The sequence below is a fragment of the Pseudomonas sp. JAI115 genome, assembly GCF_014200835.1.
GTDB lineage: Bacteria > Pseudomonadota > Gammaproteobacteria > Pseudomonadales > Pseudomonadaceae > Aquipseudomonas > Aquipseudomonas putida_A.
This window is the reverse complement of sequence record NZ_JACHCY010000014.1, coordinates 22,516-45,745: the sequence shown is the minus strand read 5'-3', so window position 1 is coordinate 45,745 and position 23,230 is coordinate 22,516. Positions and strand designations below refer to the sequence as shown.

The window sequence follows — 23,230 nt, the reverse complement described above, 5'->3', positions numbered from 1 at the left end:
ATCGACAGGGAGTCATCGATGTCATTCACCGAACCCGCAGGACGACAGGGTAGCGCCGACTACCGCTGGGCACAGGGCGAGCGCGAACCATGGCTGGCGCAAGCCGCGACCATTGATGCCGAGGTCGCGCAATATTTTCTGGTCAGTGCCCGCTGCGGTTGCTTCATGCAGGCGGCGCGCAGCCTCAACGTGCGCTCGACCTTGCTGCGCAAGCAACTGGCGCAGCTGGAGCAAACGCTGCAGCACTCGCTGTTCAGCTTTCAGGGCAGCGCCCTGAGCCTGACCCGTGAAGGTCAGCAGTTGCAGGCGCAACTGGTGGCGCTGGCCCACGAACGCAAACTGCCGGTGGTCGAGCAGCCACTGGTGCGTTTGGCGGTGGCCGAATCGATCCTGCATGACATCCTCGGTCGCGACCTGATCGCGTTGCTGCGGCGCAATGCCAGCGTGCGCCTGGAGATCATCGCGCTGGACAGCGAACTGGCGTTGCGCGCGGTCAGTGCCGACGTGGTGCTGTGGCTGGCCCACGGCGAAACCCCCAGCCCCGGCCCGACTTTCACCACCAGTCAGCCGCAGGCCCTGGCGCGTCTGGATTACCTGCCGCACATCGCCAAACGCTATTCCCGGGTCACCGCGCGCCCGGCGAGTGCCGACGACCTCAGCGATTTCATGCTGGTGCAATGGCAGCACGACCGGCAGATCGACAGCTTTCGACCATGGAATGAGCTGGTCGAACAACGTTTGGCCGGGGTGGTGCAGATGCAGTCCTATGAGCTGATGCTGGAAATGATCCGCTGCAGCGCTTGCATCGGGTTGCTGCCGGCGTACATGAGCCGTTTCGATCGCGGGCTGATTGCGCTGCCGGGGCTGTTTGACGAGCCGATGCAGTTGCAGGCATGGCTGGCGGTCAACGCTGAATCCCGGGACGTCGCCGAGGTGCAAGCCCTGGTCGAGCTGATCCAGCACACCTTCAACGAGCGCCAGGAATGGTTCCAGACCTGATCCGATTCTGCCAACACCTCCAATCCCCTGTGGGAGCGGGCTTGCTCGCGAAAGCGGTCTGAAATTCAACATCTGTGTTGCCTGACACACCGCTTTCGCGAGCAAGCCCGCTCCCACATTTTGCTATTCGCCAGCCAGAGGCTCAACGGTTTAGAGTAAGCGGCCACCCATCGATCCAGGAAGGATCCGCCATGCCCGACCACAACCCCGCCATCACCCTCGAACGCTTCAACGAATCCCATATCGAGGCCGTTACCGCGCTGTACAACGATCCGGCCGTGACCCGCCAGGTGCTGCAGATGCCGTTTCAGTCCACCGATATCTGGCGTCAACGGTTGCTGGCGGAGAACGAGCGGATGGTCAAACTGGTGGCGCTGCATCAGGGCGCGGTGGTCGGTCATCTCGGGCTGGAAAACTATTCGCGGATCCGCCGCGCCCACGCCGGCAGTGTCGGCATGGCGGTCGCCGTGGCGTGGCAGGGCAAGGGTGTCGGGTCGAAACTGCTGGCGGCGGCGCTGGACGTCGCCGACAACTGGATGAACCTGCACCGGGTCGAACTCTCGGTGTACGCCGACAACCAGGCGGCCATCGGTCTCTACCGCAAGTTCGGCTTCGAGAACGAAGGCCTGTTTCGTGACTACGCCGTGCGCGACGGGCAATGGGTCGACACCCTGAGCATGGCCCGTCTGCGTCGTCGATAAGCCAAAAAATCCTGTGGGAGTCAGTTGCCCAGAGCGAACGCCACCGCCGACTGCGCATGCAGCTCGGTGGTGTCGAGCAGGGGCAGGGCGCTGTGTTCGGGTTTGACCAGCAGGCCGATTTCCGTGCAGCCGAGGATGATCGCCTGGGCACCGCGCGCGGTCAGCGCTTCGATCACCTGTTGATAGATTTTGCGTGATTCGTCACTGATCACCCCGACGCACAATTCGTCGTAGATGATCCGGTGCACGTCCTTGCGCTCGGCGTCGTCCGGCACCAGTACCGTCAGACCCTGCGCAATCAGGCGCTGCTTGAGAAAATCCTGCTCCATGGTGAACGCCGTGCCGAGCAGGCCGACCGTGCGCGCATCGATGGCCAATGCCGCCTGCGCCGCCGGTTCGGCGATGTGCAGAAATGGAATGCTGATCGCTGCCTGAATCTGCGCCGCGACCTTGTGCATGGTATTGGTACACAGCACCACGCATTCGGCGCCGCCGGCCTCGAGCCTGCGCGCAGCATCCACCAGAATCGCCGCTGCGTCGTCCCAGCGCCCGGCGTGCTGCGCCTGTTCGACCGGGCCGAAGTCGACGCTGTACATCAGGATTTGCGCCGAGCGCAGCGAGCCGAGCCGGTCACGAACCTGTTGATTGATGAGACGATAATATTCCACGCTGGATTCCCAGCTCATGCCGCCGATCAGGCCGATGGTGCGCATTGAAATTCCTCGAACAATGGCCCGTATTGGAAAAGTCGGGCTCCGGCCGAGTGTCCATCGGTTCAATGACGGATGCCAGTACAAAGCAACTGTACCGTTGATCCTGTTGCCAAGTGTCCCGGTGCCGGCGATCGAGGTTTAACGTACGCCGGCGCCTCGATCTGTCACTATCGACTATCGCAGGCTCTCCCCGAGGAACGTACCGATGAACGACGTACAACAACTGGGCGAAATGCTTCGTCACTATGCCGAGAGTGAAGCGCACAAGAAGCAATTGTTCGAAACGCAGTCACAGGCGTGGGCCAGCCGCATCACCGAGCTGTTCGGCCAGATCCAGCAATGGCTGGAACCGGTGCAGGCACCGAACCTGCTGGAGGTGAGCCGCGAGGCTTACGTCGCATTCGGGCCGAGCACGCCGGTGGAAACCTCGACCTTCAAGACTGAAAAACTGAGCATCGTGATTGCCGGCAAACCGGTGGAATTCGTGCCGGACGTGATGGGCAGCGCCGGGCAGATTTCCCTGGCGGTGATGGGCCTGACGGCGGCGCGCTATGGCAGCATTTCGCTGGTCGGGCTGCCGAACGGCGAGTGGCAATGGCGCAAGACCAATGGCCTGAAGGATCCCGACACCTTTGTGTTTGATGCGGATTTTCTCGCACAGCAGTTGCAGAGCCTGATTCCGCGCGATCGCGCCTAGATCTCAGGATTTGCACAAGTCCCCTGTAGGAGTGAGCCTGCTCGCGATAGCGGTATATCAGTCACCATACAGTTGGCTGAATGACCGCAATCGCGAGCAGGCTCACTCCTACAAAGGGGCGGTGGTGGGGTTACATCTCGAGGTTGATCCAGCCCGGTTTCGCCTCTTCCGGCGCCACGGCTTTCACGGTTTTACCGGTGGCCAACTCAACCCGCCGTGCCACCTCCGGATCATCAGCAAACGGCACCATGCTCGCATCATCCAGGCTCTCTGAAGTCTGATGGCGCAGGCAGTACTCCACCGCCAGCCACAGAAACACCACCCCCAGCACATTCAAGAAAATATCCATCCTCTGCGGCTCCCTGCCTCAGGCGATCTGCGCCTGGCTGCGTGCCAGCGCCACGTCGGCGACCCGCACCGTGCGCCAGACGTTGTAGGCCATCAGCAGCATGCCGCTGAGGAAGAACACCCCGCCGGCAAAGCGCACGATGAACCCCGGATGACTGGCCTGCAGCGCCTCGACAAACGAATAAGTCAGCGTGCCGTCCTCGTTGATCGCCCGCCACATCAGGCCCTGGGTGATGCCGTTGACCCACATCGAAGCGATGTACAACACCGTGCCGATGGTCGCCAGCCAGAAGTGCAGGTTGATCAGCGGCGTGCTGTACATCTGCTCGCGGCCGAAGACTTTCGGCACCATATGGTAGGTCGCGCCGAAGGTGATCATCGCCACCCAGCCCAAGGCCCCGGCGTGAACGTGGCCGATGGTCCAGTCGGTGTAGTGGGAGAGGGCGTTGACCGTTTTGATCGCCATCATCGGGCCTTCGAAGGTCGACATGCCGTAGAACGCCAGCGACAGCACCAGGAAGCGCAAAATCGGGTCGGTGCGCAACTTATGCCAGGCGCCCGACAAGGTCATCATGCCGTTGATCATCCCGCCCCAGCTCGGCGCCAGCAGGATCAGCGACATCGCCATGCCCAGCGACTGCGCCCAGTCCGGCAGCGCGGTGTAGTGCAAGTGGTGCGGGCCGGCCCAGATGTACAGGGTGATCAGCGCCCAGAAATGCACGATCGACAACCGATACGAATACACCGGGCGGTTGACCTGTTTCGGCACGAAGTAATACATCATTCCGAGGAACCCGGTGGTCAGGAAGAAACCCACCGCGTTATGGCCGTACCACCATTGCACCATGGCATCGGTCGCCCCGGAATACACCGGATAGGATTTGAACCAGTCCACCGGGATCGACAGGTGATTGACCACGTGCAGCATGGCGATCACCAGAATGAACGCGCCGAAGAACCAGTTGCCGACATAGATGTGTTTGGTCTTGCGCTGCACCACGGTGGTGAAAAACACGATGGCGTACGCGACCCAGACCACCGCCATCCACACCGCGCCGGAGAATTCGATTTCGGCGTATTCCTTGGTGGTGGTGTAGCCCAGCGGCAGGGTGATCAGCATGATCACGATCACCGATTGCCAGCCCCAGAAGGTGAAGGCCGCGAGCTTGTCGGAATACAGCCGCACCTGGCAGGTGCGCTGCACCGCGTAGTAACTGGCGGCGAATTGCGCGCTGCCGGCGAAACCGAAGATCACCAGGCTGGTGTGCAATGGCCGCAAGCGGCCGAAGGTGGTCCAGGGCAGGTCGAGGTTCATGCCCGGCCATACCAGTTGCGAGGCGATCCAGACCCCCATCGCCATGCCGACAACACCCCAGAAAACCGTCGCGATAACGAATTGGCGGACGACCTTGTAGTTATACGCCTGTCCGATTGTTGCTGTGCTCATGGTCAGTTCATCCACGGTTGCAAAGTCTTGCCAGGCCACCCTGGTCTGGCACGAGCTGCACTGTAGGAACACCACTGGAAACAAAACAGGCTCAGGAATCTTTCATTTGTACGGATCAGATTGAAGTGCTGCCTGCGGCGTTCTGCCGCGCCCTGATATGGTTTTTATCGTTTCAGGTGAATCTGTTGCGTGCTGCGCTGCACCTGCATAGTGCTGGCAAAATCTGTAGGAGTGAGCCTGCTCGCGATTGCGGTGTGTCAGTCAACAAATCAGTTGCCTGACACACCGCAATCGCGAGCAGGCTCACTCCTACAGGAATTGCGCACAATTCTGATGGGGTAGCCGCTGCATGTATCAATACGACGATTACGACCGCGCACTGGTGTTCGAGCGCGTTGGGCAATTTCGCGATCAGGTCGAGCGCTTCATGGCCGGAGAGTTGAGCGAGGAAGAGTTCCTGCCGCTGCGTCTGCAAAACGGTCTGTATATGCAGAAGCACGCGTACATGCTGCGGGTGGCGATTCCCTACGGCACCCTGAGTGCGGAGCAGATGCGTACGCTGGCGAGCATCGCCGCCGATTACGATCGCGGCTACGGCCACTTCACCACCCGGCAGAACCTGCAATTCAACTGGATCAAGCTGAGCGAAGTGCCGGACATTCTCGAACGTCTGGCGCAGGTCGACATGCACGCGATCCAGACCTCCGGCAACTGCGTGCGCAACATCACTACCGAGGCGTTTGCCGGGGTCGCGGCGGACGAGATGATCGACCCGCGCCCGCTGGCCGAAATCCTGCGGCAATGGTCGACGATCAACCCGGAATTTCTGTTCCTGCCACGCAAGTTCAAGATCGCCATCTGCTCGGCGAAGCAGGACCGTGCGGCGATCATGATGCATGACATCGGCCTGTATCTTTACCCGGGGCGCGACGGGCAGATGCTGCTGCGGGTGATCGTCGGCGGCGGGTTGGGGCGCACGCCGATCCTCGGTCTGCAGATCCGCGAAGGCTTGCCGTGGCAGCATCTGCTGTCCTACGTCGAAGCGATCCTGCGGGTCTACAACCGCCATGGCCGGCGCGACAACAAGTACAAGGCGCGGATCAAGATTCTGGTCAAGGCGCTGGGCATCGAGGCATTCGCCAAAGAGGTCGAGGAAGAATGGAAGCACCTCAAGGACGGCCCGGCGCAGCTGACCGAGGCTGAATACGAGCGGGTCGCCAGTGCCTTCGTGCCGCCGATCTATCACACCCTGGCCGATACCGATCTGGATTTCGGCACGCATCTGGCTGAAAGCCCGGCGTTCGCCCGCTGGGTCGCGCGCAACGTGCAGCCGCACAAGAAACCGGGTTACACCAGCGTGGTGCTGTCGACCAAACCGGGTCTGAGCGCACCGCCGGGGGATGTCACCGGATTGCAGATGCTGGCGGTGGCCGACTGGTCGGAGCGCTTCGGTTTTGGCGAAATTCGCATTGCCCATGAGCAGAACATCGTCCTGCCCGATGTTCGAAAGTCTGACCTGTATGAACTCTGGCAGTTGGCCTGCGGGCGCAATCTGGGCAGCGCCAACGTCGGCCTGCTGACCGACATCATCGCCTGCCCAGGCGGCGATTTCTGCGCGCTGGCCAACGCCAAGTCGATCCCGATCGCCCAGGCGATTCAGGCGCGTTTCGACAACCTCGACTACCTGCACGACCTGGGCGACATCAGCCTGAACATCTCCGGCTGCATGAACGCCTGCGGCCACCACCACATCGGCAATATCGGCATTCTCGGCGTCGATAAAAACGGCAGCGAGTGGTACCAGATCACCCTCGGCGGCGCGCAGGGTAAGCACAGCGCACTGGGCAAGGTCATCGGCCCGTCGTTTAGCGCGACCGAAGTGCCACAGGTGATCGAGCGGATCATCGGTACGTTTGTGCGTTATCGCGAAAGCGAGGAGTTGTTTGTCGACACCGTGGCGCGCATTGGCCTGGAGCCTTTCAAGGAACGCGTCTACCCGAAAGTGCTGGAGGCGTCGGCATGAACAATCTGCTGCGTCTGGAGCAAGGTGTCGCACGCCTGATCGAGGACGACCCATGGACGCTGGTTCGCGAGCCGGAGCAGGGCAGGCCGCAAGGGTTGCTGATCCTGCCGCTGGCGCACTGGCTGCAATCGCCCTCGACCCACGCGGTGTGGCTGGGGCCGGACGATGAAGTTGAAAGCGTGGTGCCGTGGCTGGCCTCGCTGCCGCTGATTGCCCTGGATTTCCCGAGCTTTCGCGACGGTCGTGCCTACAGTCAGGCGTATCTGCTGCGTAGCCGGTTTGGCTGGGCTGGCGAGTTGCGCGCGATTGGCGATGTGCTGCGTGATCAGCTCAGCCATATGCGCCAGTGCGGGTTCGACAGCTTTGCGGTGCGCGAGGACAAATCGGCTGAGGATGCGCTGAAGGGACTGGCCGGCATGAGCGTGCTGTACGGCCGCTCGGTGATCGAGCCACGGCCGTTGTTCCGCAGACGCTGAATATCCATTGCTTGATAGATACTTTGTGGTGAGGGGATTTATCCCCGATGGGCTGCGAAGCAGACCTGAAATCTGCCGAAGCATTTCTTCAGCTAAAACCTGTTGGCTGGTTCTGCGGCCGCTGCGCAGCCGGTCGGGGATAAATCCCCTCACCAAAATTGTCTAGCGGCCCCTTCTATACAGGGGAAACCCTTACATCCCGCACCATTCCCGGATTTTTCCTTGGGTCGATGCTGGCCTTTTGGTAGAGTCCCCGTCGCCAGCGGGTTTTCGGCTGGACGACGGAACGAAGAAGGGAGTCTGGGTAGTGAGTGCGGGCAAAAAGATTTTGGGCCTCACGGCGTTGCTGTTGATGCTGACGCTGTGGGCCAGTTACTTTTATGTGTTCAAGGAAAACCGTGACGGCCAGTTGGGCGGCGCCGGTGAAAGCACCGCCTGGTGCGGCGCGCCGCCGTCCACCGAAGCGGCGCTGTTGGGCAAGGATCAACTGACCTTGCGCGTCACCAACAACCTGCGCGGCGAGTTCATGCTCAGTGGCTCGCTGGTGGTCTCCGAACGCACCTTCAACCGCTACGACCTGGGCCGCAACGAACTGCGTCTGCGGCTGGAACCGTTGCAGTGGTCGTACGGCGTGACGCCGATCTTCCTCGAACAGGTCAAGGTTCAGCCGCTGAGCCGCAACCTCGCCTCACCGACCAAAAGCGCCTACGCCGAGCTTGAACCTCGCCCGATCGGCGTGCAGGGCCAAGTCACCGAATTCCCCTTCGACACCTATCGCTACGGCTACAAACCGGTGCTGTATTACCTCAAGGGCAGCGAGCGCATCGACCTGCGCTTCAAGAACATCACCACGCTGATGGAGATGTCCAACACCTTCACGCCGATTCAGAAATACAACCGCGTCGAGTACATCAACGAGAAGAACTCGATGATCCGCGACGAGGATTACAAGGCCTACGGCCCGCACGAATGCGCGTTCAGTGTCGAGCGCAAAGGCTCGTTCAAGGTCGTGGTGCTGTTGTTGCTGCTGGTGCTGTGCCTGCCGCTGCTGCACGTGTTCTATCGCGACGAGCCGGGGATCGATTTCCTCGCCACGCTGGTGACGATTGCCGTGGTTCGGGTGCTGCTGGTGGGGCCGGTGCAGGACTTCCAGCTGTACAACATCGACTTCCTGTTCGGCGCGGCGATCCTGCTGGTGGGCTCGGTATCGCTGATCAAGGCGATGCGCGCCAACAGCCGGCGCGAGATGGCGTTGAAGAGTGGGGCGACGTCGTCCTGGTAACACTCAGTGTTTGAGACCAATCACTGACCCTGTGGGAGCGGGCTTGCTCGCGAATGCGGTACATCAGTCACCCTTGATGTTGGCTGAGAGAATGCATTCGCGAGCAAGCCCGCTCCCACAAGGGATCAGCGCTCACTTCAGCGCCGGATCCCCCATGTTCATCTTCTTCCAGCCCTGCAACAGCACCTGTGCCTTCGGCTCCTGGCTGTTCTCCAGGTAGTACTGGATCAGTGACAACCGCGCATTGCGGTTCGCCGGTTGCACCTTGAGCAAACGCTCCAGCTCAGCACACGCCTCGCTCACCTTGCCGCTGTCGTGCAACGCCACCGCCAGCACGTAACCGTATTGCGCGTTCTGCGGCTCCAGTTGCGCGGCTTTGTGCAGCGCGCCCATGGCTCCGGCAGTCTTGCCGGCGCGGATCAAGGACAGGCCACGGGTGTGCTGCAACAACGCAGCCTCCGGGTGCGCCTTGAGGCTGTCGTCCAGCAGGCTCTGCGCTTCCTGACCTCGGCCATTGGCCTCCAGCCATTGCACCAGCGTCACCAGTGCCGGGTAGAAATCCGGATCGCGTTTGAGTGCCGTGCGCAGCAACCCTTCGACTTCGGATGCGCGGCCACTGGCCTGATACAACATCGCCAAGTTCAGGTTGGCCTCGGCCCGTTCCGCGAGACTGTTCTGCACCGCCTCATACTCGGCAATCGCCGCGTCCCAATTGTCCTGCGCGGCGCCGAGGCCGCTGTTGCGCGCGACGCTGAGCAGATCCCGCGCCGCGACGATGCGCACGGCTTTCACCGGATCGCCGAGCAGTGGCGTCAACAACGATGCGCGCTCGATGGGTGGCAGGAAGGCACTGATCGCCCGCACTGCGCTTTCGCGCACCTGCGGCGCCGGATTCTGCAGATCCCGGGTCGCCAGTTTCAGCGATTGATCGCTTGGGTACAGCGGCAGTTCGGCGAGTAACGTCGCACGCTGAATTGCCGGCAGATCGCTGCGCTGCAATTGCTCATGCAAAGCGTCCGCCGCACCCGGCTGGCCGTTGCGGATCAGCCACAGGCTCTCGTCATAGCGCGGTGCCTGCGGTGTCGATGCGGAGGCATTCCACAGCTTGAACTGCGCGGTGATCTTGTCACCGGCCTTGCCCTGATGGCAGCTGAGACACGCATCGGGCGTACCGAGTTTTTGCGCGCGTTCCGGGTTGGGGATGCTGAAGCTATGGTCATGGCGGAAGTCGTTGCCCATGTAGAACTTGCCGGGCATGTGGCAATCCACGCACTGCGAGCCGGGCTGGCCCAGGGTGTGGCGGGTGTGTTCGATGGAATCGTAGTTCTTCGCTTGCAGGCCCTTGCCGTCGACGCCAGCGACCGAAGTCTTGCCCGCCGTGTTGTGGCATTGCAGGCACACGGCGTTGCCCGGCGCCTTGAGTTCAGTGCTGTGCGGATTGTGGCAGTTGCTGCAGCGCACACCCTTGTCGAACATCTTGCTTTGCAGGAACGAGCCGTGTTCGAACACTTCATCCTTGATCTTGCCGTCCAGCGCATACAGTTCGCGGGTGAGGGTGCTCGGCAGGTAGTCGTCCATCAAGCGCTTGCCGACGGTGTAGCCATCGCCCAGCGGCGCCCGGCGCGCATGGCAGCGGGCACAGGTTTCGATCTCGACGCTGGCGTTCTTGTCCTTGAGGTCGACGACGAAACCCTTGTGGATCAGGTCGTCTTTTTTCTGCGCCCATTGCAGGTGATTCGAGGCCGGACCGTGGCAGGCCTGACAGCCGACACCGAGGCTGTTCCATTGGCTGTTGAACGTGTTGCTGGCCGCATCGAAATTGCGCTTGAAACCGGTGGTGTGGCACTCGACGCACATGAAGTTGGCGTTCTGGCTCGGCTTGCTCCAGTGCAGCGGATTCTTGAAGTTCACGCCCTGGCCGGGGTAGAGGTGAAACCAGCGGTGTTTCTCGGTATCCCACGCCACGCCAAGCGCCTGCAATCGGCCTTCGCCGACCTCGATCAGGTACTGCTGCAACGGGGCAATGCCGAAGGTGTAGGCGACTTTGAAGTCAGCGTTCTTGCCATCGATACCCGGCGTATTGACCCAGAACTCGTCGCCCTTGCGCGAGAAGCGGGTAGTCTCGTTTTCAGCCTTGAAGGTGACGTTGTTGAAGTCGCCGGGCATGGTTTCACCATTCGCTGCCTGCATCGCCAATTGGTGATGCGAGCCTTGCCAGTCCTTGACCTGCTCGGTGTGACAGCCCTGGCATTGTTGCTCATCGACCATGGTCGCGGGCTTCTGCGCCACAGGTTGCGGTTTGGCGACGACAGGCGCCGCCGCGCTGATCGGCGGGGCCGTGTACGGCGCGGGCGCGGGGCTGAACAGAAACCAGCCAATTCCCGCCACTGCGGCCAGCAGCACACCGATGGTGAGGGGGAACAGGTAACGTGAAAGGGGCTGTCGGGATGAATCAGGATCAGGCTGTACGACTTTATTTTTATGCTTGGGCATTACGACTTCCGTGGTCAGATGCATTGGCCTGCTGGCATGCGTTCAAGCTCGATGCAGCTTTGCCGGATGAGTCGCTGTCTGTCAAATGGCGGTTGTGATCAACTGCGCAACCACGTGTGAATCTTCAATGTTTGCAGGGCAAATACGCGGGCATTGGCTATAACTGTAACTCCCCCAAGCAATTTCTTCGGCTTTCTGACAGGAGTTACAGCATGAAGCTTGCACTGATGATGAGCACCCTCTGCATCGCCACGCTTGGAGTGGCGGGGTGTTCGAGTAAGGTTGTCGAGCCTGACCAGTACTCCGGATTTCTCAAGGACTACAGCCAGCTCCGGGAAGCCAGATCACCGTCCGGTGCCGAGGTAATGCGTTGGGTCGATCCGAAGCTCGACATCAACCGGTTTACCAGCGTCTACGTCGAGCCGACCCAGCTCTATCCCAAGCCGCAGGCGACGGTGAAGATTCCGCAACAGACCCTCAACGGCATCACCAGCTACTACGATCAAGCGCTAAAGCGCGAAATCAGCAAGTCCTTGCCATTGGCCAACGGCCCTGGCCCCGGTGTAATCGTGGTACGTGCGGCGATTACTGCCGTGAGCAGCAAGACCGAAGGCCTCAAACCGTATGAAATCATCCCGGTTGCGCTGGTTGCGGCAGCGGTCAGCACGGCTAGCGGTATCCGCGATCAGGAAACCACACTCGCCACCGAAGCGGTGTTTCTCGACGGCGGCAGCAATAAGGTTGTGGCCCAGGTTGTGCGCAAGGGCACTGGCAAACCATTGGCAAACGACACTCAGGTAATGAAAGCCGATGACGTCAAAGCGGTGATCGATGGCTGGGCGGCGGACATGCATCAGTCCTATCTCAAGCTCAAGTCGAAGTAAGATCCGCCAGCGGGATCGTTCAGGGCGAACGATCCCGTGCGTGTTTCATCAGAACTCGGCTCGGGCCTGGCGGTTGTAATGACTGAGCAGACCGTCGTAACTCCGGTTGACTGCGTGGAAGTCGTCGCTCAGTTGCTGCGGTGGTGCGTGGTCCTGCCAGTCCTTGTGCAGTGTTTTCAACGCCGCCAGATAGCGGGTCGCTGGCTCGCCGATGTGGAACCACAGATCCCGCGCCGCGTCCGTCTTCGTCCTGAACGCGTTGTTTTGCGAGACGAGGAAGGGTGCCCGACGATCCCATGCCTGCTGCAGCTTTGCCGTGGTGTCGGCCAGCAATTGTGGCGTCAGTGTGCGGTTTCTCATGCCTTCATCGAGCAAGTCGATAGTTTCTCGGGCCTGGATCATGTATGCCAGTAAATACCAATGGATATCCTTGCCCAGACGCGCTTCCATCCGTTTCAGCTGTTCGGGGCGTTGCGCGGCGTCCAGTGGCAGCAAGGCTTCTCTCAGGGCCGTTGACGCCTTGATGTAACCGCTCGCAGCGGACTCGATGAATGCAGATTCGACAATGATGGCCGCCGGGTTTTGCGACCCGGTCGAAAAGCTGGCTTCCCTGTAAATCCGGCCGACCGGAATCACCGTCGCGAGTGTATTCAGCGAGCGGGCGTATTCAGTTGCCTTTCGCGCCAATTCGGGCTGGTAGGCCAGTAATTGAAGTTTTTCGGCGAGGCCTTGAGAGCAGACGTCGCGCTGTATGTCACGCACATTCAACGCATCGCTGTCGTCGAAATCCTTGAGGCCAAGCATCCATTGCTGGTTGTGAGGCTGAGGCGGCTGGGGACTCTTGTAACGGTCGTAAGCCACTCGCCATTGCACGTCGACCCGGTTGACGCAGCTGATGAGCGGGCTCAGGGCATTGGCCTGGGCGGTGATCGGCGCATCGCGTCCGTCCAGCCAGAGGTCGAGTTGTGAGAAGGGCCGACTGGCCCCCATCAATCCCATCACGACAACGGCGATCACCAGACCAATGGGGAACAACAAGTTCGCGTTTTTCACGGTCGCGCCTCCTTGCCGTACCACTGCTCAACGGTGGCCGGTGCGTTGCATTCGGTGGTGGTCGCCGGCATACGGCTGCACGAACGTTCAGTCCAGGGTTGCAACCCCTGATTACGGTTGACCGTGCCTTGGCTGGCGATCACGTTGATGACACCCAGCACAACGACCAGAACCACTATCCCCAGACTCGTCAGACAGATTTTCAGAATTGGGCTGCTCTGCTCCCAAGAGACCTGCGGTTTGACCTGGCGCCGCCGTACCAGCCCGAAAACTGCGAGGGTTGCGGTGTATACAACGCCAGCGATCGGACCGAAAAGCCAACTGAGTCCGGCTGCCATCAGCGCACAGGGAATGAGGTCGCGCAGAACTCCGAACGGCGGCGAGTCGGAGCGCAAGCCCAGGCGAAGGCGTGCACTGAGCCGGTCATCCAGTAACCACCAGCGATGGGCCAGGTCATGCACCAGCCAATTGAGCCCGGCTGCGATCACGGCAAATACGACCGTCGTGATCATGACAATGTTGATCAGCCCGCTGACGCGCAGGCCCTGCGGGATGAAGTGGGTAAAAGAGCCGATCAGACAAGCCAGCACGACACCCACGTATGTCGGCCAATCGTTGAAACTCAATTCCCAGTCGCGCCAGAAGAACGCGGTGCCACCGGGCATCTCCGCCCAGACCTGTGGGTTATTGGCGTACAGCGCCGAGCTCAACTTACGGCACTGGGCCCAGTCTTCTTCGCGCAGGCGTCGGGCCAGAGCGCGACGTTGATTGAAGGGGCCGTTGCCCAGGAGCATGCGCGCGGCGCGGTGTTCAGGCGTGGCGAGCGGTGCCTCGGCAAGCTGGCGCTGCCGCGCGAGAAAAATCGGCGCTTCATGACGGGCGAGCAGGCGCGTCCATTCACTCTCGGGGCAACGGTTGGTTGGGCCTGGGTGCCAGCCCTGGCCGGCGCATACCTGTTCGAAAAGGTTTGAGGACCAGTAACGGCTATCCAGCAGCAATTGACTGAGGAGCAGGTTGAGCCATTGCCGGTGCACTTCTGCTTCGAGCCACAGGTACTGCGTGCGAGACTTGTACGCCTGCAGAAAATCTTCGTCGTCCTCTAGTTCAAGGGCGTCACGCAGGGGGCGAGCGATACGCTCGCGCTGCTGAGCGAGCAGAAGCGTGATCGATTCCTCGTCCAGTTCAAGGCGCTGCCAGGCACTGAACCAGTGAAATGTGGGAATCGCCCAGTCCACCAGAGATTCCGATGTATCGGGATGCTCGATGCAGTGCTGCAGGACAGTGTCTTCGAGGATATGCGCGCAACCCTGTTGAACGGCCATCGCATGACGCTGGACCAGTTCGTCGAGGCTGATGCCCGCCAGCGAACGCGTCACCTGCTGCAACGCGTCGACTTCTACTACCGTCAGACCGGTAAGGTCCCAGTTGCCGTCGTCATCCTGCTGGTCGTCGTTGAACTGTGCCCATTCTTTGTAGTTGAGGGCCTGCTCATACGCGTCACGCAGGCGCTGAAAACCTTCGGCGTCGTCGTCCGGACGGGTCTTTTTGAAGAGGGCAGCGTATTGGCGTTTGATACTGCGCGTATCGGCGTCGGGCGTCAGGCCCAGGACGGTCCAGCAACTCATTGCGTATACAACTCCATGAAAACCTGCGACGCGACCCAGTGATGGCAATTTGATTTTGCGCACCCTACCTGTTTCGCGTCGAAAAGTCCTCAGCCGTTGCTCATTTGCCGACGAACCAGCGGAAGTATGGATTGCCGCCGTCGCTCTGCATCACTTCGCTCATGTCCCGCCCCAAGGCATCGCGGTCGCCGTTGTAGGCATGCAGGCTCGCGCGGTAGAACTGCAGCAGACGCTGGCGGTGGGTCTCCATTCGCTCAGTGAACCCGGTATCGGCATTCACCAGTGGCGGCGGCACATACAGATCCAGCAGCGCCGGCAGCACCCGGGTGATTTCCTTGCTGCGCACCCACGGCGCGTATTCGATTCGGGGCTGATCGTCAGTCACCGCCGGCGCGTTTACCGCAAAGCGTTCAAGGCCTGCGCGGTCGGTGACCCAGGTCGCGAGCAACGCTGGTGCCGAGCCAATCCCGACATCCTGCAAGGTGCTGCGTACGCTGGCCTGCTGGAAGCGCTCGGTGATTTTCGCCGCGTCCAGTTGCATCGGCTGCAGCGAACCGACCAGCAGCATCTCGTGGAACTCACTGGTCCACAGCGAGGCATACGGGAACACGTCGAGGAAGCTGCGTACCAGTGCGCGCGAATCGTCGATGTTCTGGGTCGGCAGCGGCAGCCACTGCGCGACGATGCCTTGTTGCTCCAGGCGACTGGCCGCTAGTTGATAGAAATCCCGCGAGTACAGATTGACCACACCGGCCGCCGATGGCGGTGGCGGTTCGAGGGTGATCAGGTCGTAGGTCTGCGGGCTGCGCAACAGTTCCTGACGACCATCGCGCAGGCGCACCTCGACGCCGGGATCGTTGGCAGCGTTGAAGTTGCCCTTGAACAGAGGCGCGGCCTTGACCACCGATGGCAGCAGTTCGGCGACCACCCGCTGTTCCAGGCCCGGATAGCGCAGCAGGGCGCCGGCGGTGATCCCGGTGCCGAAGCCGATCACCAGCGTCGAGCGCGGCTCGCCGTTATGGATCAGCAGTGGCAGCAGCGCCTGGATGCGCATGTAGCGCAGCGACGGCATGGCGTCGCCGGTGTTGGACACGCCTTGAATGTACAGGCGGTGGAAGCTGTTCTCACCACGGCCCTGAGCGACCACCGCCACGGTGCCGCCACGGCCTTCCTCGTAGAACGCCAGCGTGCCGTTACGCGCACCGGGCAGCAGACTGGCGAGTTTGTCCACTGGCGTCAGTACGGCCAACGCCACCGATACCAGTCCCAGCGCGACCACCGCCTGACGCCGGCCTTTTTTGACGTGATGCCCCTTGCGCACGGCCACGTAGCCGATGCCGGCCGCGATGATCGCCAGCAAGCCCAGCGTGCGCACCAGCCCCAGCGGCGGGATCAGCAGAAAACCGCAGAACATCACCCCGACAATCCCGCCCAGGGTGTTGAACGCAACCACGGCCCCGACATCGCGGCCGACCCGCTCACGACCGACACTCAAGCGCAGCGCCAGTGGAAACGCCGCGCCGAGCAACAGCGTCGGCACAAACACGATGCTCAGCGCCGCCACTGCGAAACGTGCGCTCATACCGGCCAGTTCGCTGGCGCCCAAGGCCAGCAGCCAGCTCTCGGCCTGACTCTGGGCCAACACCAGCCAGCGCCCGAGCAGGGCAATTTCCAGCAAGGCGATCAGCCCGGCACCGGCAATCAACAGACCGAACACGCCCCATGGATCGCGAATGCGCTCGACGCGGCGGGCGAGCAGGGCGCTGCCGATGAACAGCCCGGTGAGATACGTCGCGAGCACCACGGCAAAAGCGTAGGTGCGGGTGCTCATGAACTGCACGATCGACTGCGACCAGACCACTTCATACCCCAGCGCCACGCCGCCGGCGATGGCGTACAGCCACAGTGCGGTGCGGTCCGCGGCTTTCTCGGTGTGATGTTTGACCGCAGCCGTAATCGGCGTCGGCACCTGACGCTGCAACCACAGCGCACCGGCTGCGGCCAGCAGATTGAGCATCGCCGCAAACAGCGCACTGCCACGCACACCAAGAGTGACGATCAGCACGAACGCGGCGAGCAGGGTGCCGACAATCGCGCCGAGGGTGTTGGCCGCATACAGCTGACCGCCGGCCCTGCCCGGATCCGCGGCCAGCGAGCGCACCAATACCGGGAGCGTGCCGCCCATCAACACCGCCGGAATCCCCACCAGCGTGAACGGCAAGCACCAGGCGAGAAGGCCGACATGACCTTGCAACCAGGCAAACGGGCTCGCCGCCAGGCTCATCGCAACCGTGGTGCCAACACCAAGAATCGCCACCAACACTTCCAGCCCGGCGTAAAGCAGCACCGGTTGCTGAAAGCGATCAGCCCAGCGCCCGAACAGCCAGCCGCCAATGGCCAGCCCGGCAAAAAACGCGCTGATGCCGGTGGTGATGGCATAGACCTCGACGCCGACCACCAGCGACAACTGCTTGATCCACAGCACCTGATACACCAGCGCGGCGGCGCCGGAGATGCACAACAGCAGGGCGGGGATCAGCAGCGCCGGGGTGGCGGCTTGAGTGGTGGGTATGGCCGACGGCTTGCTGGCGATACGTGAGGACATGCGGATTGCCTTATTTCAATTCGGAAAATGCTGTGTCGGTGCCGGCCTCTTCGCGAGCAGGCTCGCTCCCACACTGGACTTGTGTCCACCACAAATCCCCTGTGGGAGCGAGCCTGCTCGCGAATGGGCCGATACGATCCCAGATTGGAAACAGGGCCGCCCGCCAATGAGGGCGGACGGCAGTTCAACGGTCTTACTGCGCAGCCGGAGCCGCTTTCATTTTCTCTTCAATCTTCGCGTCAACCGCAGCACGGATCTGGTCGATGCTGAAACTCGCCGGTTTCTGGCTTGGCGGGTACTCGATGAAGGTCTGCAGGAAGCGGGCTGCCTTGGTTGTCGCAACGGCAACCAGGTAAACGTTTTTGGTCGACCAGTCGTAGTATTGATCGGAAACCACGTCGGCCCGCTCGTACGGGTCCATTCTCAGGTTGAAGATCTTGGGCACGCGCAAGGGCGTGAACGGATTGCTCCACACCGCAAAACCACCCGGCGCTCGCTGCTCGGCGAAAACGGCCTTCCAGTTGCCAAAGCGCATTGAAACCAGCATGCCGTCGTCGTTGAAGTAGTAGAACTCCTTACGCTCACCGTTGGGTTGCTGGCCGGTCAGATAGGGCAACTGGTTGTAACCGTCCAGATGCACTTTGAAGTTGTTGCCTCCGGAGGTCGGCGCCCAGCCCTTGAGCAGCTTGTCTTTCACCTCGGTGTCACCGGCAGCAGCGAGCAAAGTCGGGAACCAGTCCAGGCCCGAGAACATCTCGTTGGACACTTCCCCCGGTTTGATCTTGCCCGGCCAGCGAATCATCGCCGGTACACGGTAGGCGCCTTCCCAGTTGGAGTTCTTCTCGTTACGGAACGGCGTGGTCGCCGCGTCCGGCCAGGAGAACTGGTTCGGGCCGTTGTCGGTGGTGTAGACCACGATCGTGTTGTCGGTGATTTTCAGGTCGTCGAGGGTCTTGAGCAGTTTGCCGACATCTCCGTCGTGTTCCAGCATGCCGTCGGCGTATTCGTTGCCGGGCATGCCGCTCTGGCCCTTCATCGAGTCACGCACGTGGGTGAACAGGTGCATGCGCGTGGTGTTCATCCAGACGAAGAACGGCTTGTCGGCCTTGGCCTGTTTCTCGATGAACGCTTGCGCGGCAGCGGTGGTTTCGTCGTCGATGGTTTCCATGCGCTTGGTGGTCAGCGCGCCGGTGTCCTCGATCTTGCCGTCGGCGAAACTGTGGATTACGCCCCGTGGCGAGTTGGCTTTGACAAAGTCCGGGTCATCCTTGGGCCAGTAGGGGCGTTCGGGTTCCTCTTCGGCGTTCAGGTGATAGAGGTTGCCGAAGAACTCGTCGAAACCATGGTTGGTCGGCAGGTATTCATCTTTGTCCCCAAGGTGGTTCTTACCGAACTGACCGGTGGCGTATCCCTGAGACTTGAGCGCCTGAGCGATGGTGATATCGCGCTTTTGCAGGCCCACCGTCGCTCCCGGCGCACCGACTTTCGACAGGCCGGTACGCAGCGGCGTCTGGCCGGTGATGAACGAGGATCGTCCGGCGGTGCAGCTGTTCTCCGCGTAATAGTCGGTGAACATCATGCCTTCTTTGGCAATCCGGTCGATGTTCGGGGTCTTGTAGCCCACCACGCCCATGGAGTAGGCGCTGATGTTGGTCTGGCCGATGTCATCACCAAAGATGACGAGAATGTTGGGTTTCTCAGCCGCTGTGGCCGTTGCCGACAGCGCCATCACCGAGGTTGCCACCAGGGCGAGTTTCGGTAGCCACTTGCGTATGCGAGTCATCTGACTTGCTCCTTATCGCGGGGGTCGTTGTTGCGACTTACGTTTCTTGCAGTCCTGCATCACGCTTTTTCTTATTGCACCTGCCCGGTTGCCGGTGGCTCGAACGGGTAGATCCGGCGCCATTCGGTCGCCATGTCCACCACGGTCCAGCCACGGGAATTTGCTTCGTCGAGGGCTTTGTCGAGTCGCCCGATATCGGATTTTCGGTCGTAGGCCCACTCGCGTCTGGCGTCGGTGTGGTGCACCAGCCCCATGAAGCGTTTGCCGGGGCCGGCGGCGATCCACTGCAGCATCTGCAGGTCGCCGTCGGAGTTGCCGAACGCGAGGATCGGCCGTTTGCCGATCACTGCATCAATGCTTTCCGGTTTGCCCGGGCCGTCGTCGTTGTGCGCCAGTTTCCGGGTGCGCAGGATCGAGGCCTGGCCGTCCTTGAACTGGAACGCGGTGACGAACGTGGTGCCGATCACCTGTTCCGGCGGGATGCCGTAGACCTTCTCGGCAAAGGCGCGCATGAACGCGGTGTCGCCGCCGGAAACGATGTAGGTTTTGAAGTCCTGGCTGCGCAGGTAGTCGAGCATTTCCAGCATCGGCTGGAAGATCATTTCGGTGTAGGGCTTGCCGGTCTTCGGATGTCGGGCCTGACTCAGCCAGGTCTTGGCGTAGTCGTCGAAAGCCTCGGTGGTCATGCCGGTGTGGGTGGCGCCGAAGATCTTGATAATCCCGTCCATGCCGGCGGCGGCCAGTGCCTTATGATCATTTTCCAGCACGGCTTTGAATGGCTGGGTGGTTTTCCATTCCGGGTGCTGCGGCGCATTGCGCTTGACCTCATCGAGGGCGAACAGCAACTCGAAATACATCGGCTGCTCGCTCCACAGGGTGCCGTCGTTGTCGAACACGGCAATGCGATCGGCGGGTTTGACGAAATCTTTGCCGGACTGATCGGTGACCGCTTGCACAAACTCGATGATGTGTTTTTTGGCCGGGCCGTCGTTCCATGACGGCAGTGGCTCGCTGGCCTGGGCCAGCAGTGGCAATGCCAGCGCAAACACCAGCGCAAGGCTGAAACGTTGACGCTGCTGCGGTGGATGGGTCATGGGAAATCCCTTTCATGAACGGGGTTGAGCGGGCGCAGGGCCGACGCCGGTTTGTGCGCCTGTTGTTCGGCCTGATTGTGAAGCGTAGTCAACGATTCACGCAGTTGAGCGAGTGTTTGTGCAGTCTGTGGATCACGTCCATAAAGCCCGCGCAACAGGCCTTGCAGGCGCGGGCCGGCATTCACCAGTTGCAGCCCGAGGCGACTGCGCCGCAGCCACAGATACAAGGCGCTCAATTGCGCCGGTTGTGCCTGCAGCTGCGGGTTGATCTGCTGCCAGGCGAAGTCCGCCGATTGCTCCCAGGCCAGTTGCCGCGCGTACTTGCGCGCCTGCCATTGGTGCCGTGCACGCAACAGCGCCGGACGCAGCCAATAACCGACGCCAATGCACACGGCGAGCAGCGCCAGCCACAGCAACCAGCGCGTGGAAAAATGCGGGTTGTTGCGGCCGAGCTGCTGGAGATCGTCGGTGATCGAAAACACCGGTTTGTAGGCGCTGTTGGCTGCGGCTTCGAAGGTCACTGCCGGCACTTGCGCAATGCGGCTCTGCTGCGTTTTGACGTCCCACCATTTCACCGCGATGGCCGGCAGGGTGTAGGCGCCAGCCTTGTCGATGCGGTAGATGACGGCGTCGATCCGCTGACCGCCGAGCACGTTGCCGCGGCCGTCATCCAGGCGGGTGACTTGTGGGGCCTGCAGGTAACGACTCAGGCCGGCCACGTCAGCCAATGGCGGAACCGGGAGCGCCATCGCCAGTGCGCCATCGGCTTGCAGGAGCAGTTGCCGGGTGATGCTGTCACCGGTTTTCAACGGGGTTGCCGAGTTGGTCAGGCTTTGGCTCAGGCGCACACCGCTGGCCACCAGCGGCGTTTCTCCGGGTTTGAAGCCGGGTGGCTGGGTGGTGCTGAAGTGCAACGGTTGGCTTTGGGCGCTGATCGCTGTGCTGGCCTGACCGGGTGTCGCACTGACCGTCAACGGCGGAATATCGAAGCGGCGGGCGACATTCGGGGTGATCAGGTAGCTGTAGCGCAAGCCGCTGAAGGATTGCCCGTCGATGGTCTGATTCAGGTGTTGGGCCTGGCCGTCCGGCGGCGTGACCAGGGCGCCGTCGAGTTTCAGTTCGGGCAGGGTGGCGGCGCTGGTGAACCAGGTGTCGGTGAGCACGTCGACTTGCAGCTCGAGCAGTCCGCCGACCATCGCGCCTTCGGCGGGTTGCAGGTGCGCCTGGATTTTCAGTTGGGGTTCGGCGGCAGAGGCATTCAGGCTGAGCAAGCCGGTCATGAGCAAGGTGCAGATTTTTTTGCTGGCAGATCTGGCCTCATCGCTGGCAAGCCAGCTCCCACAGGGGGTGTCTGTGTTTTCGCCAATCGAGTTAACAGCGCAAAACCTTGTGGGAGCTGGCTTGCCAGCGATGAAGCCAACCCGGTTCATGGCCTGGCCCCCGACTGATCCTGCAAACTGAATTTCTGCTTGAGAAACTTCGCCGGCGAGGTGCTCAGGTTCTGCAGCCACAACGCATCGGACGTCGCCTGCTCGGTCTCGACCTTTTTGCTCTGGCCCTTGCCCGGCGCCTTGTCGAATTTCACTTCGTCCGGTTTGGTCTCGGGGGCGTTCTTTTCGGCGCTGTCGGTGTCCTTGAGCAACGCCTGCGCCAGCGCCAGATTGGCCGTGGCTTCAGGGAACTGCGGTTGCCGTTGCAAGGCTTGGGTATAGGCGGCGATCGCCTGATCGAACTTGAAGCGCCGCACGTAAATGTTGCCCAGGTAGAACCACGCTTGCGCCGTGTCCAGCCGGGCGAAGGTCGCCAGTGCGAGGTCGTAATCTGCTGCGTGATAGGCCGCCACGCCTTTCCAGTACGGATCGACAAACAGCGCCGCCGCTTGCGGCCAATGCTCATGCTCGGCGGCCCAGCGCCCTTGCTGATCGCGGGTGAAGAACGCGTCGGTCAGTGCGCTGGCCTGGGCGGGTGCAGCAGGCCAGCCAAGGCTTGTGGCCAACAGCAGCGCCGGTACCCAGTTGATGCTCCAGCCCTTGCGCACACCGAGCAGCGCCAACAATAGAAGAGGCCAGCACAGCCAGTAACCGGCGTCTTTCCAGTGCAATTGCTGTTGTTCGGCGCTGGCACTCTGGAAATGTTGTTGCGCGTGCAGCTCAATCCAGTCCAGATCATCGTCGTCGAGGGTGAGGCTGCCCAGCGGCGCGTCAAGGGCGGCGGCCAATTGCTTGAGTGCCGCCGGATCGAAATGGCCGAGCAGCGGACGCCCGTTGCTGTCGACTGCCGGCTGGCCATTGGCGCCCTGAATCACGCCGCCATCCGCGTTGCCCACCGCCAGTACCAGTACCTGCAATTGGCTGTCGTCGAGTTGTTTGCCGAGACCATCGAGCTGTGCAACGTCAGCGCCGTCGGTGATCAACAGCAGGCTGCCCGGGGTTTGCTCGGCGCTGAGCAGGCGTTTGGCCTGCTCGATGACGGCGCTAACGTCCTTGCCCGGTTTGTCGATGAGACCTGTGCCCAGCGCCTGAATGAAGGTGTCGAGCAGCGCCGGATCGTCGGTCGGCGGCAACACCAGATGCGCGCTGCCGGCATAGGCGATCAGTGCGGTGCGGGCGCCGGCGCGACGCTGAATCAGGTCGTGGAGTTTGTGCTTGGCCGCTTCCAGGCGCGTCGGTGGCACGTCGCTGGCGTCCATCGATGGCGACAGATCCACGGCGACGATCAGCGGCGCGCGATTCTGCAGAAAGTCCGGGCGATCCTGCTCCCAGGTCGGCCCGGCGGCGGCGAGCGCCCCGAGTGCCAACACCGCGCACAGCCAGTGCACCGGGCGCAGACGCTGCTGATCCGTTGGCGTGACCAGCAGGTGCGGCAGCAAGTGTTCGGCGATGTTGCTGCGCAGCCGCCGTTGCAAGTCGCGGCTGCGGCGCCAGAGCAGCGGCAGCAGCGCGGCGAACAGCGCGAGCAGCAACCACAGCGGGCGTAAAAAGTGGAAGTCGCTGAGATTGATCTCCAT

The 23,230-nt window shown here is 61.7% G+C and carries 18 protein-coding genes; 7 read left to right on the top strand and 11 right to left on the bottom strand.

The features are described 5' to 3' along the window. The first annotated feature begins 18 nt into the window (after window positions 1-18). Window positions 19-999: a LysR family transcriptional regulator gene (locus tag HDC30_RS23500; protein ID WP_183785264.1), complete on the top strand. Its 981-nt coding sequence runs from the start codon at window positions 19-21 to the stop codon at window positions 997-999. Between the two features lie 191 nt (window positions 1,000-1,190). Next, on the top strand, window positions 1,191-1,700 hold the full coding sequence (locus HDC30_RS23495; protein ID WP_027613755.1) for a GNAT family N-acetyltransferase: 510 nt from the start codon (window positions 1,191-1,193) through the stop codon (window positions 1,698-1,700). A gap of 20 nt (window positions 1,701-1,720) precedes the next feature. Here HDC30_RS23495 and HDC30_RS23490 read toward each other — a convergent pair whose 3' ends face one another. After that, window positions 1,721-2,413 carry an aspartate/glutamate racemase family protein gene (locus HDC30_RS23490; protein WP_027613754.1) on the bottom strand — a complete coding sequence of 231 codons (693 nt, stop codon included), beginning with the start codon at window positions 2,411-2,413 and terminating at the stop codon, window positions 1,721-1,723. A gap of 205 nt (window positions 2,414-2,618) precedes the next feature. On the opposite strand from HDC30_RS23490, the gene HDC30_RS23485 reads away from it, so the two are divergent. Beyond that, window positions 2,619-3,110 carry a hypothetical protein gene (locus HDC30_RS23485; RefSeq protein WP_027613753.1) on the top strand — a complete coding sequence of 164 codons (492 nt, stop codon included), beginning with the start codon at window positions 2,619-2,621 and terminating at the stop codon, window positions 3,108-3,110. Between the two features lie 130 nt (window positions 3,111-3,240). Here the strand turns inward: HDC30_RS23485 and HDC30_RS23480 are convergent, their stop codons facing one another. Both HDC30_RS23480 and ccoN read right to left on the bottom strand, forming a co-directional pair. Continuing rightward, the gene (locus HDC30_RS23480; RefSeq protein WP_027613752.1) at window positions 3,241-3,459 is read right to left on the bottom strand and encodes a hypothetical protein; all 219 of its coding nucleotides are present in this window, start codon (window positions 3,457-3,459) and stop codon (window positions 3,241-3,243) included. Window positions 3,460-3,477: 18 nt separating this feature from the next. Beyond that, window positions 3,478-4,905, bottom strand: coding sequence for a cytochrome-c oxidase, cbb3-type subunit I (gene ccoN, locus HDC30_RS23475; RefSeq protein ID WP_183785262.1), 1,428 nt, complete (start codon window positions 4,903-4,905; stop codon window positions 3,478-3,480). A gap of 349 nt (window positions 4,906-5,254) precedes the next feature. Here ccoN and HDC30_RS23470 point away from each other — a divergent pair, with 349 nt between their 5' ends. From HDC30_RS23470 to HDC30_RS23460, 3 genes are all read left to right on the top strand, one after another. After that, window positions 5,255-6,928 carry a nitrite/sulfite reductase gene (locus HDC30_RS23470; RefSeq protein WP_183785260.1) on the top strand — a complete coding sequence of 558 codons (1,674 nt, stop codon included), beginning with the start codon at window positions 5,255-5,257 and terminating at the stop codon, window positions 6,926-6,928. Further along, a complete protein-coding gene (locus tag HDC30_RS23465) occupies window positions 6,925-7,404 on the top strand; it encodes a DUF934 domain-containing protein (protein ID WP_096797324.1) in 480 nt (159 codons plus the stop codon). The genes HDC30_RS23470 and HDC30_RS23465 overlap by 4 nt, the downstream gene beginning before the upstream one ends. Before the next feature lie 307 nt (window positions 7,405-7,711). Beyond that, window positions 7,712-8,686 carry a hypothetical protein gene (locus HDC30_RS23460; RefSeq protein WP_096797325.1) on the top strand — a complete coding sequence of 325 codons (975 nt, stop codon included), beginning with the start codon at window positions 7,712-7,714 and terminating at the stop codon, window positions 8,684-8,686. 132 nt (window positions 8,687-8,818) lie between these two features. Here the strand turns inward: HDC30_RS23460 and HDC30_RS23455 are convergent, their stop codons facing one another. Continuing rightward, window positions 8,819-11,179 (bottom strand): tetratricopeptide repeat protein, encoded by a 2,361-nt coding sequence (locus HDC30_RS23455; protein WP_183785258.1) that lies wholly within the window; start codon window positions 11,177-11,179, stop codon window positions 8,819-8,821. Window positions 11,180-11,391: 212 nt separating this feature from the next. Here HDC30_RS23455 and HDC30_RS23450 point away from each other — a divergent pair, with 212 nt between their 5' ends. After that, window positions 11,392-12,063, top strand: a complete 672-nt coding sequence (locus tag HDC30_RS23450) for a DUF3313 domain-containing protein (protein WP_103367474.1) — start codon at window positions 11,392-11,394, stop codon at window positions 12,061-12,063. Window positions 12,064-12,111: 48 nt separating this feature from the next. Here the strand turns inward: HDC30_RS23450 and HDC30_RS23445 are convergent, their stop codons facing one another. From HDC30_RS23445 to HDC30_RS23415, 7 genes are all read right to left on the bottom strand, one after another. Then, on the bottom strand, window positions 12,112-13,116 hold the full coding sequence (locus tag HDC30_RS23445; protein ID WP_285375694.1) for a DUF3829 domain-containing protein: 1,005 nt from the start codon (window positions 13,114-13,116) through the stop codon (window positions 12,112-12,114). Further along, window positions 13,113-14,741 carry a J domain-containing protein gene (locus HDC30_RS23440; RefSeq protein ID WP_183785256.1) on the bottom strand — a complete coding sequence of 543 codons (1,629 nt, stop codon included), beginning with the start codon at window positions 14,739-14,741 and terminating at the stop codon, window positions 13,113-13,115. The genes HDC30_RS23445 and HDC30_RS23440 overlap by 4 nt, the downstream gene beginning before the upstream one ends. 100 nt (window positions 14,742-14,841) lie before the next feature. Next, window positions 14,842-17,346, bottom strand: coding sequence for a fused MFS/spermidine synthase (locus HDC30_RS23435; RefSeq protein WP_183785254.1), 2,505 nt, complete (start codon window positions 17,344-17,346; stop codon window positions 14,842-14,844). 193 nt (window positions 17,347-17,539) lie between these two features. Further along, the gene (locus HDC30_RS23430) at window positions 17,540-19,129 is read right to left on the bottom strand and encodes an arylsulfatase (protein WP_183785252.1); all 1,590 of its coding nucleotides are present in this window, start codon (window positions 19,127-19,129) and stop codon (window positions 17,540-17,542) included. A gap of 71 nt (window positions 19,130-19,200) precedes the next feature. After that, window positions 19,201-20,223: an HAD family phosphatase gene (locus HDC30_RS23425; protein ID WP_115989900.1), complete on the bottom strand. Its 1,023-nt coding sequence runs from the start codon at window positions 20,221-20,223 to the stop codon at window positions 19,201-19,203. Next, window positions 20,220-21,653 (bottom strand): BatD family protein, encoded by a 1,434-nt coding sequence (locus HDC30_RS23420; protein WP_183785250.1) that lies wholly within the window; start codon window positions 21,651-21,653, stop codon window positions 20,220-20,222. Before HDC30_RS23420 ends, HDC30_RS23425 begins: the two co-directional genes overlap by 4 nt. Continuing rightward, a complete protein-coding gene (locus HDC30_RS23415; RefSeq protein ID WP_183785248.1) occupies window positions 21,650-23,230 on the bottom strand; it encodes a VWA domain-containing protein in 1,581 nt (526 codons plus the stop codon). The genes HDC30_RS23420 and HDC30_RS23415 overlap by 4 nt, the downstream gene beginning before the upstream one ends.

Excerpts from the sequence above, each read along its gene's own strand:
- HDC30_RS23500 (WP_183785264.1), top strand. The coding sequence starts at position 19 with ATGTCATTCACCGAACCCGCAGGACGACAGGGTAGCGCCGACTACCGC.
- HDC30_RS23495 (WP_027613755.1), top strand. The coding sequence starts at position 1,191 with ATGCCCGACCACAACCCCGCCATCACCCTCGAACGCTTCAACGAATCC.
- HDC30_RS23490 (WP_027613754.1), bottom strand. The coding sequence starts at position 2,413 with ATGCGCACCATCGGCCTGATCGGCGGCATGAGCTGGGAATCCAGCGTG.
- HDC30_RS23485 (WP_027613753.1), top strand. The coding sequence starts at position 2,619 with ATGAACGACGTACAACAACTGGGCGAAATGCTTCGTCACTATGCCGAG.
- HDC30_RS23480 (WP_027613752.1), bottom strand. The coding sequence starts at position 3,459 with ATGGATATTTTCTTGAATGTGCTGGGGGTGGTGTTTCTGTGGCTGGCG.
- ccoN (WP_183785262.1), bottom strand. The coding sequence starts at position 4,905 with ATGAGCACAGCAACAATCGGACAGGCGTATAACTACAAGGTCGTCCGC.
- HDC30_RS23470 (WP_183785260.1), top strand. The coding sequence starts at position 5,255 with ATGTATCAATACGACGATTACGACCGCGCACTGGTGTTCGAGCGCGTT.
- HDC30_RS23465 (WP_096797324.1), top strand. The coding sequence starts at position 6,925 with ATGAACAATCTGCTGCGTCTGGAGCAAGGTGTCGCACGCCTGATCGAG.
- HDC30_RS23455 (WP_183785258.1), bottom strand. The coding sequence starts at position 11,179 with ATGCCCAAGCATAAAAATAAAGTCGTACAGCCTGATCCTGATTCATCC.
- HDC30_RS23450 (WP_103367474.1), top strand. The coding sequence starts at position 11,392 with ATGAAGCTTGCACTGATGATGAGCACCCTCTGCATCGCCACGCTTGGA.
- HDC30_RS23440 (WP_183785256.1), bottom strand. The coding sequence starts at position 14,741 with ATGAGTTGCTGGACCGTCCTGGGCCTGACGCCCGACGCCGATACGCGC.
- HDC30_RS23435 (WP_183785254.1), bottom strand. The coding sequence starts at position 17,346 with ATGTCCTCACGTATCGCCAGCAAGCCGTCGGCCATACCCACCACTCAA.
- HDC30_RS23430 (WP_183785252.1), bottom strand. The coding sequence starts at position 19,129 with ATGACTCGCATACGCAAGTGGCTACCGAAACTCGCCCTGGTGGCAACC.
- HDC30_RS23425 (WP_115989900.1), bottom strand. The coding sequence starts at position 20,223 with ATGACCCATCCACCGCAGCAGCGTCAACGTTTCAGCCTTGCGCTGGTG.
- HDC30_RS23420 (WP_183785250.1), bottom strand. The coding sequence starts at position 21,653 with ATGAACCGGGTTGGCTTCATCGCTGGCAAGCCAGCTCCCACAAGGTTT.
- HDC30_RS23415 (WP_183785248.1), bottom strand. The coding sequence starts at position 23,230 with ATGGAGATCAATCTCAGCGACTTCCACTTTTTACGCCCGCTGTGGTTG.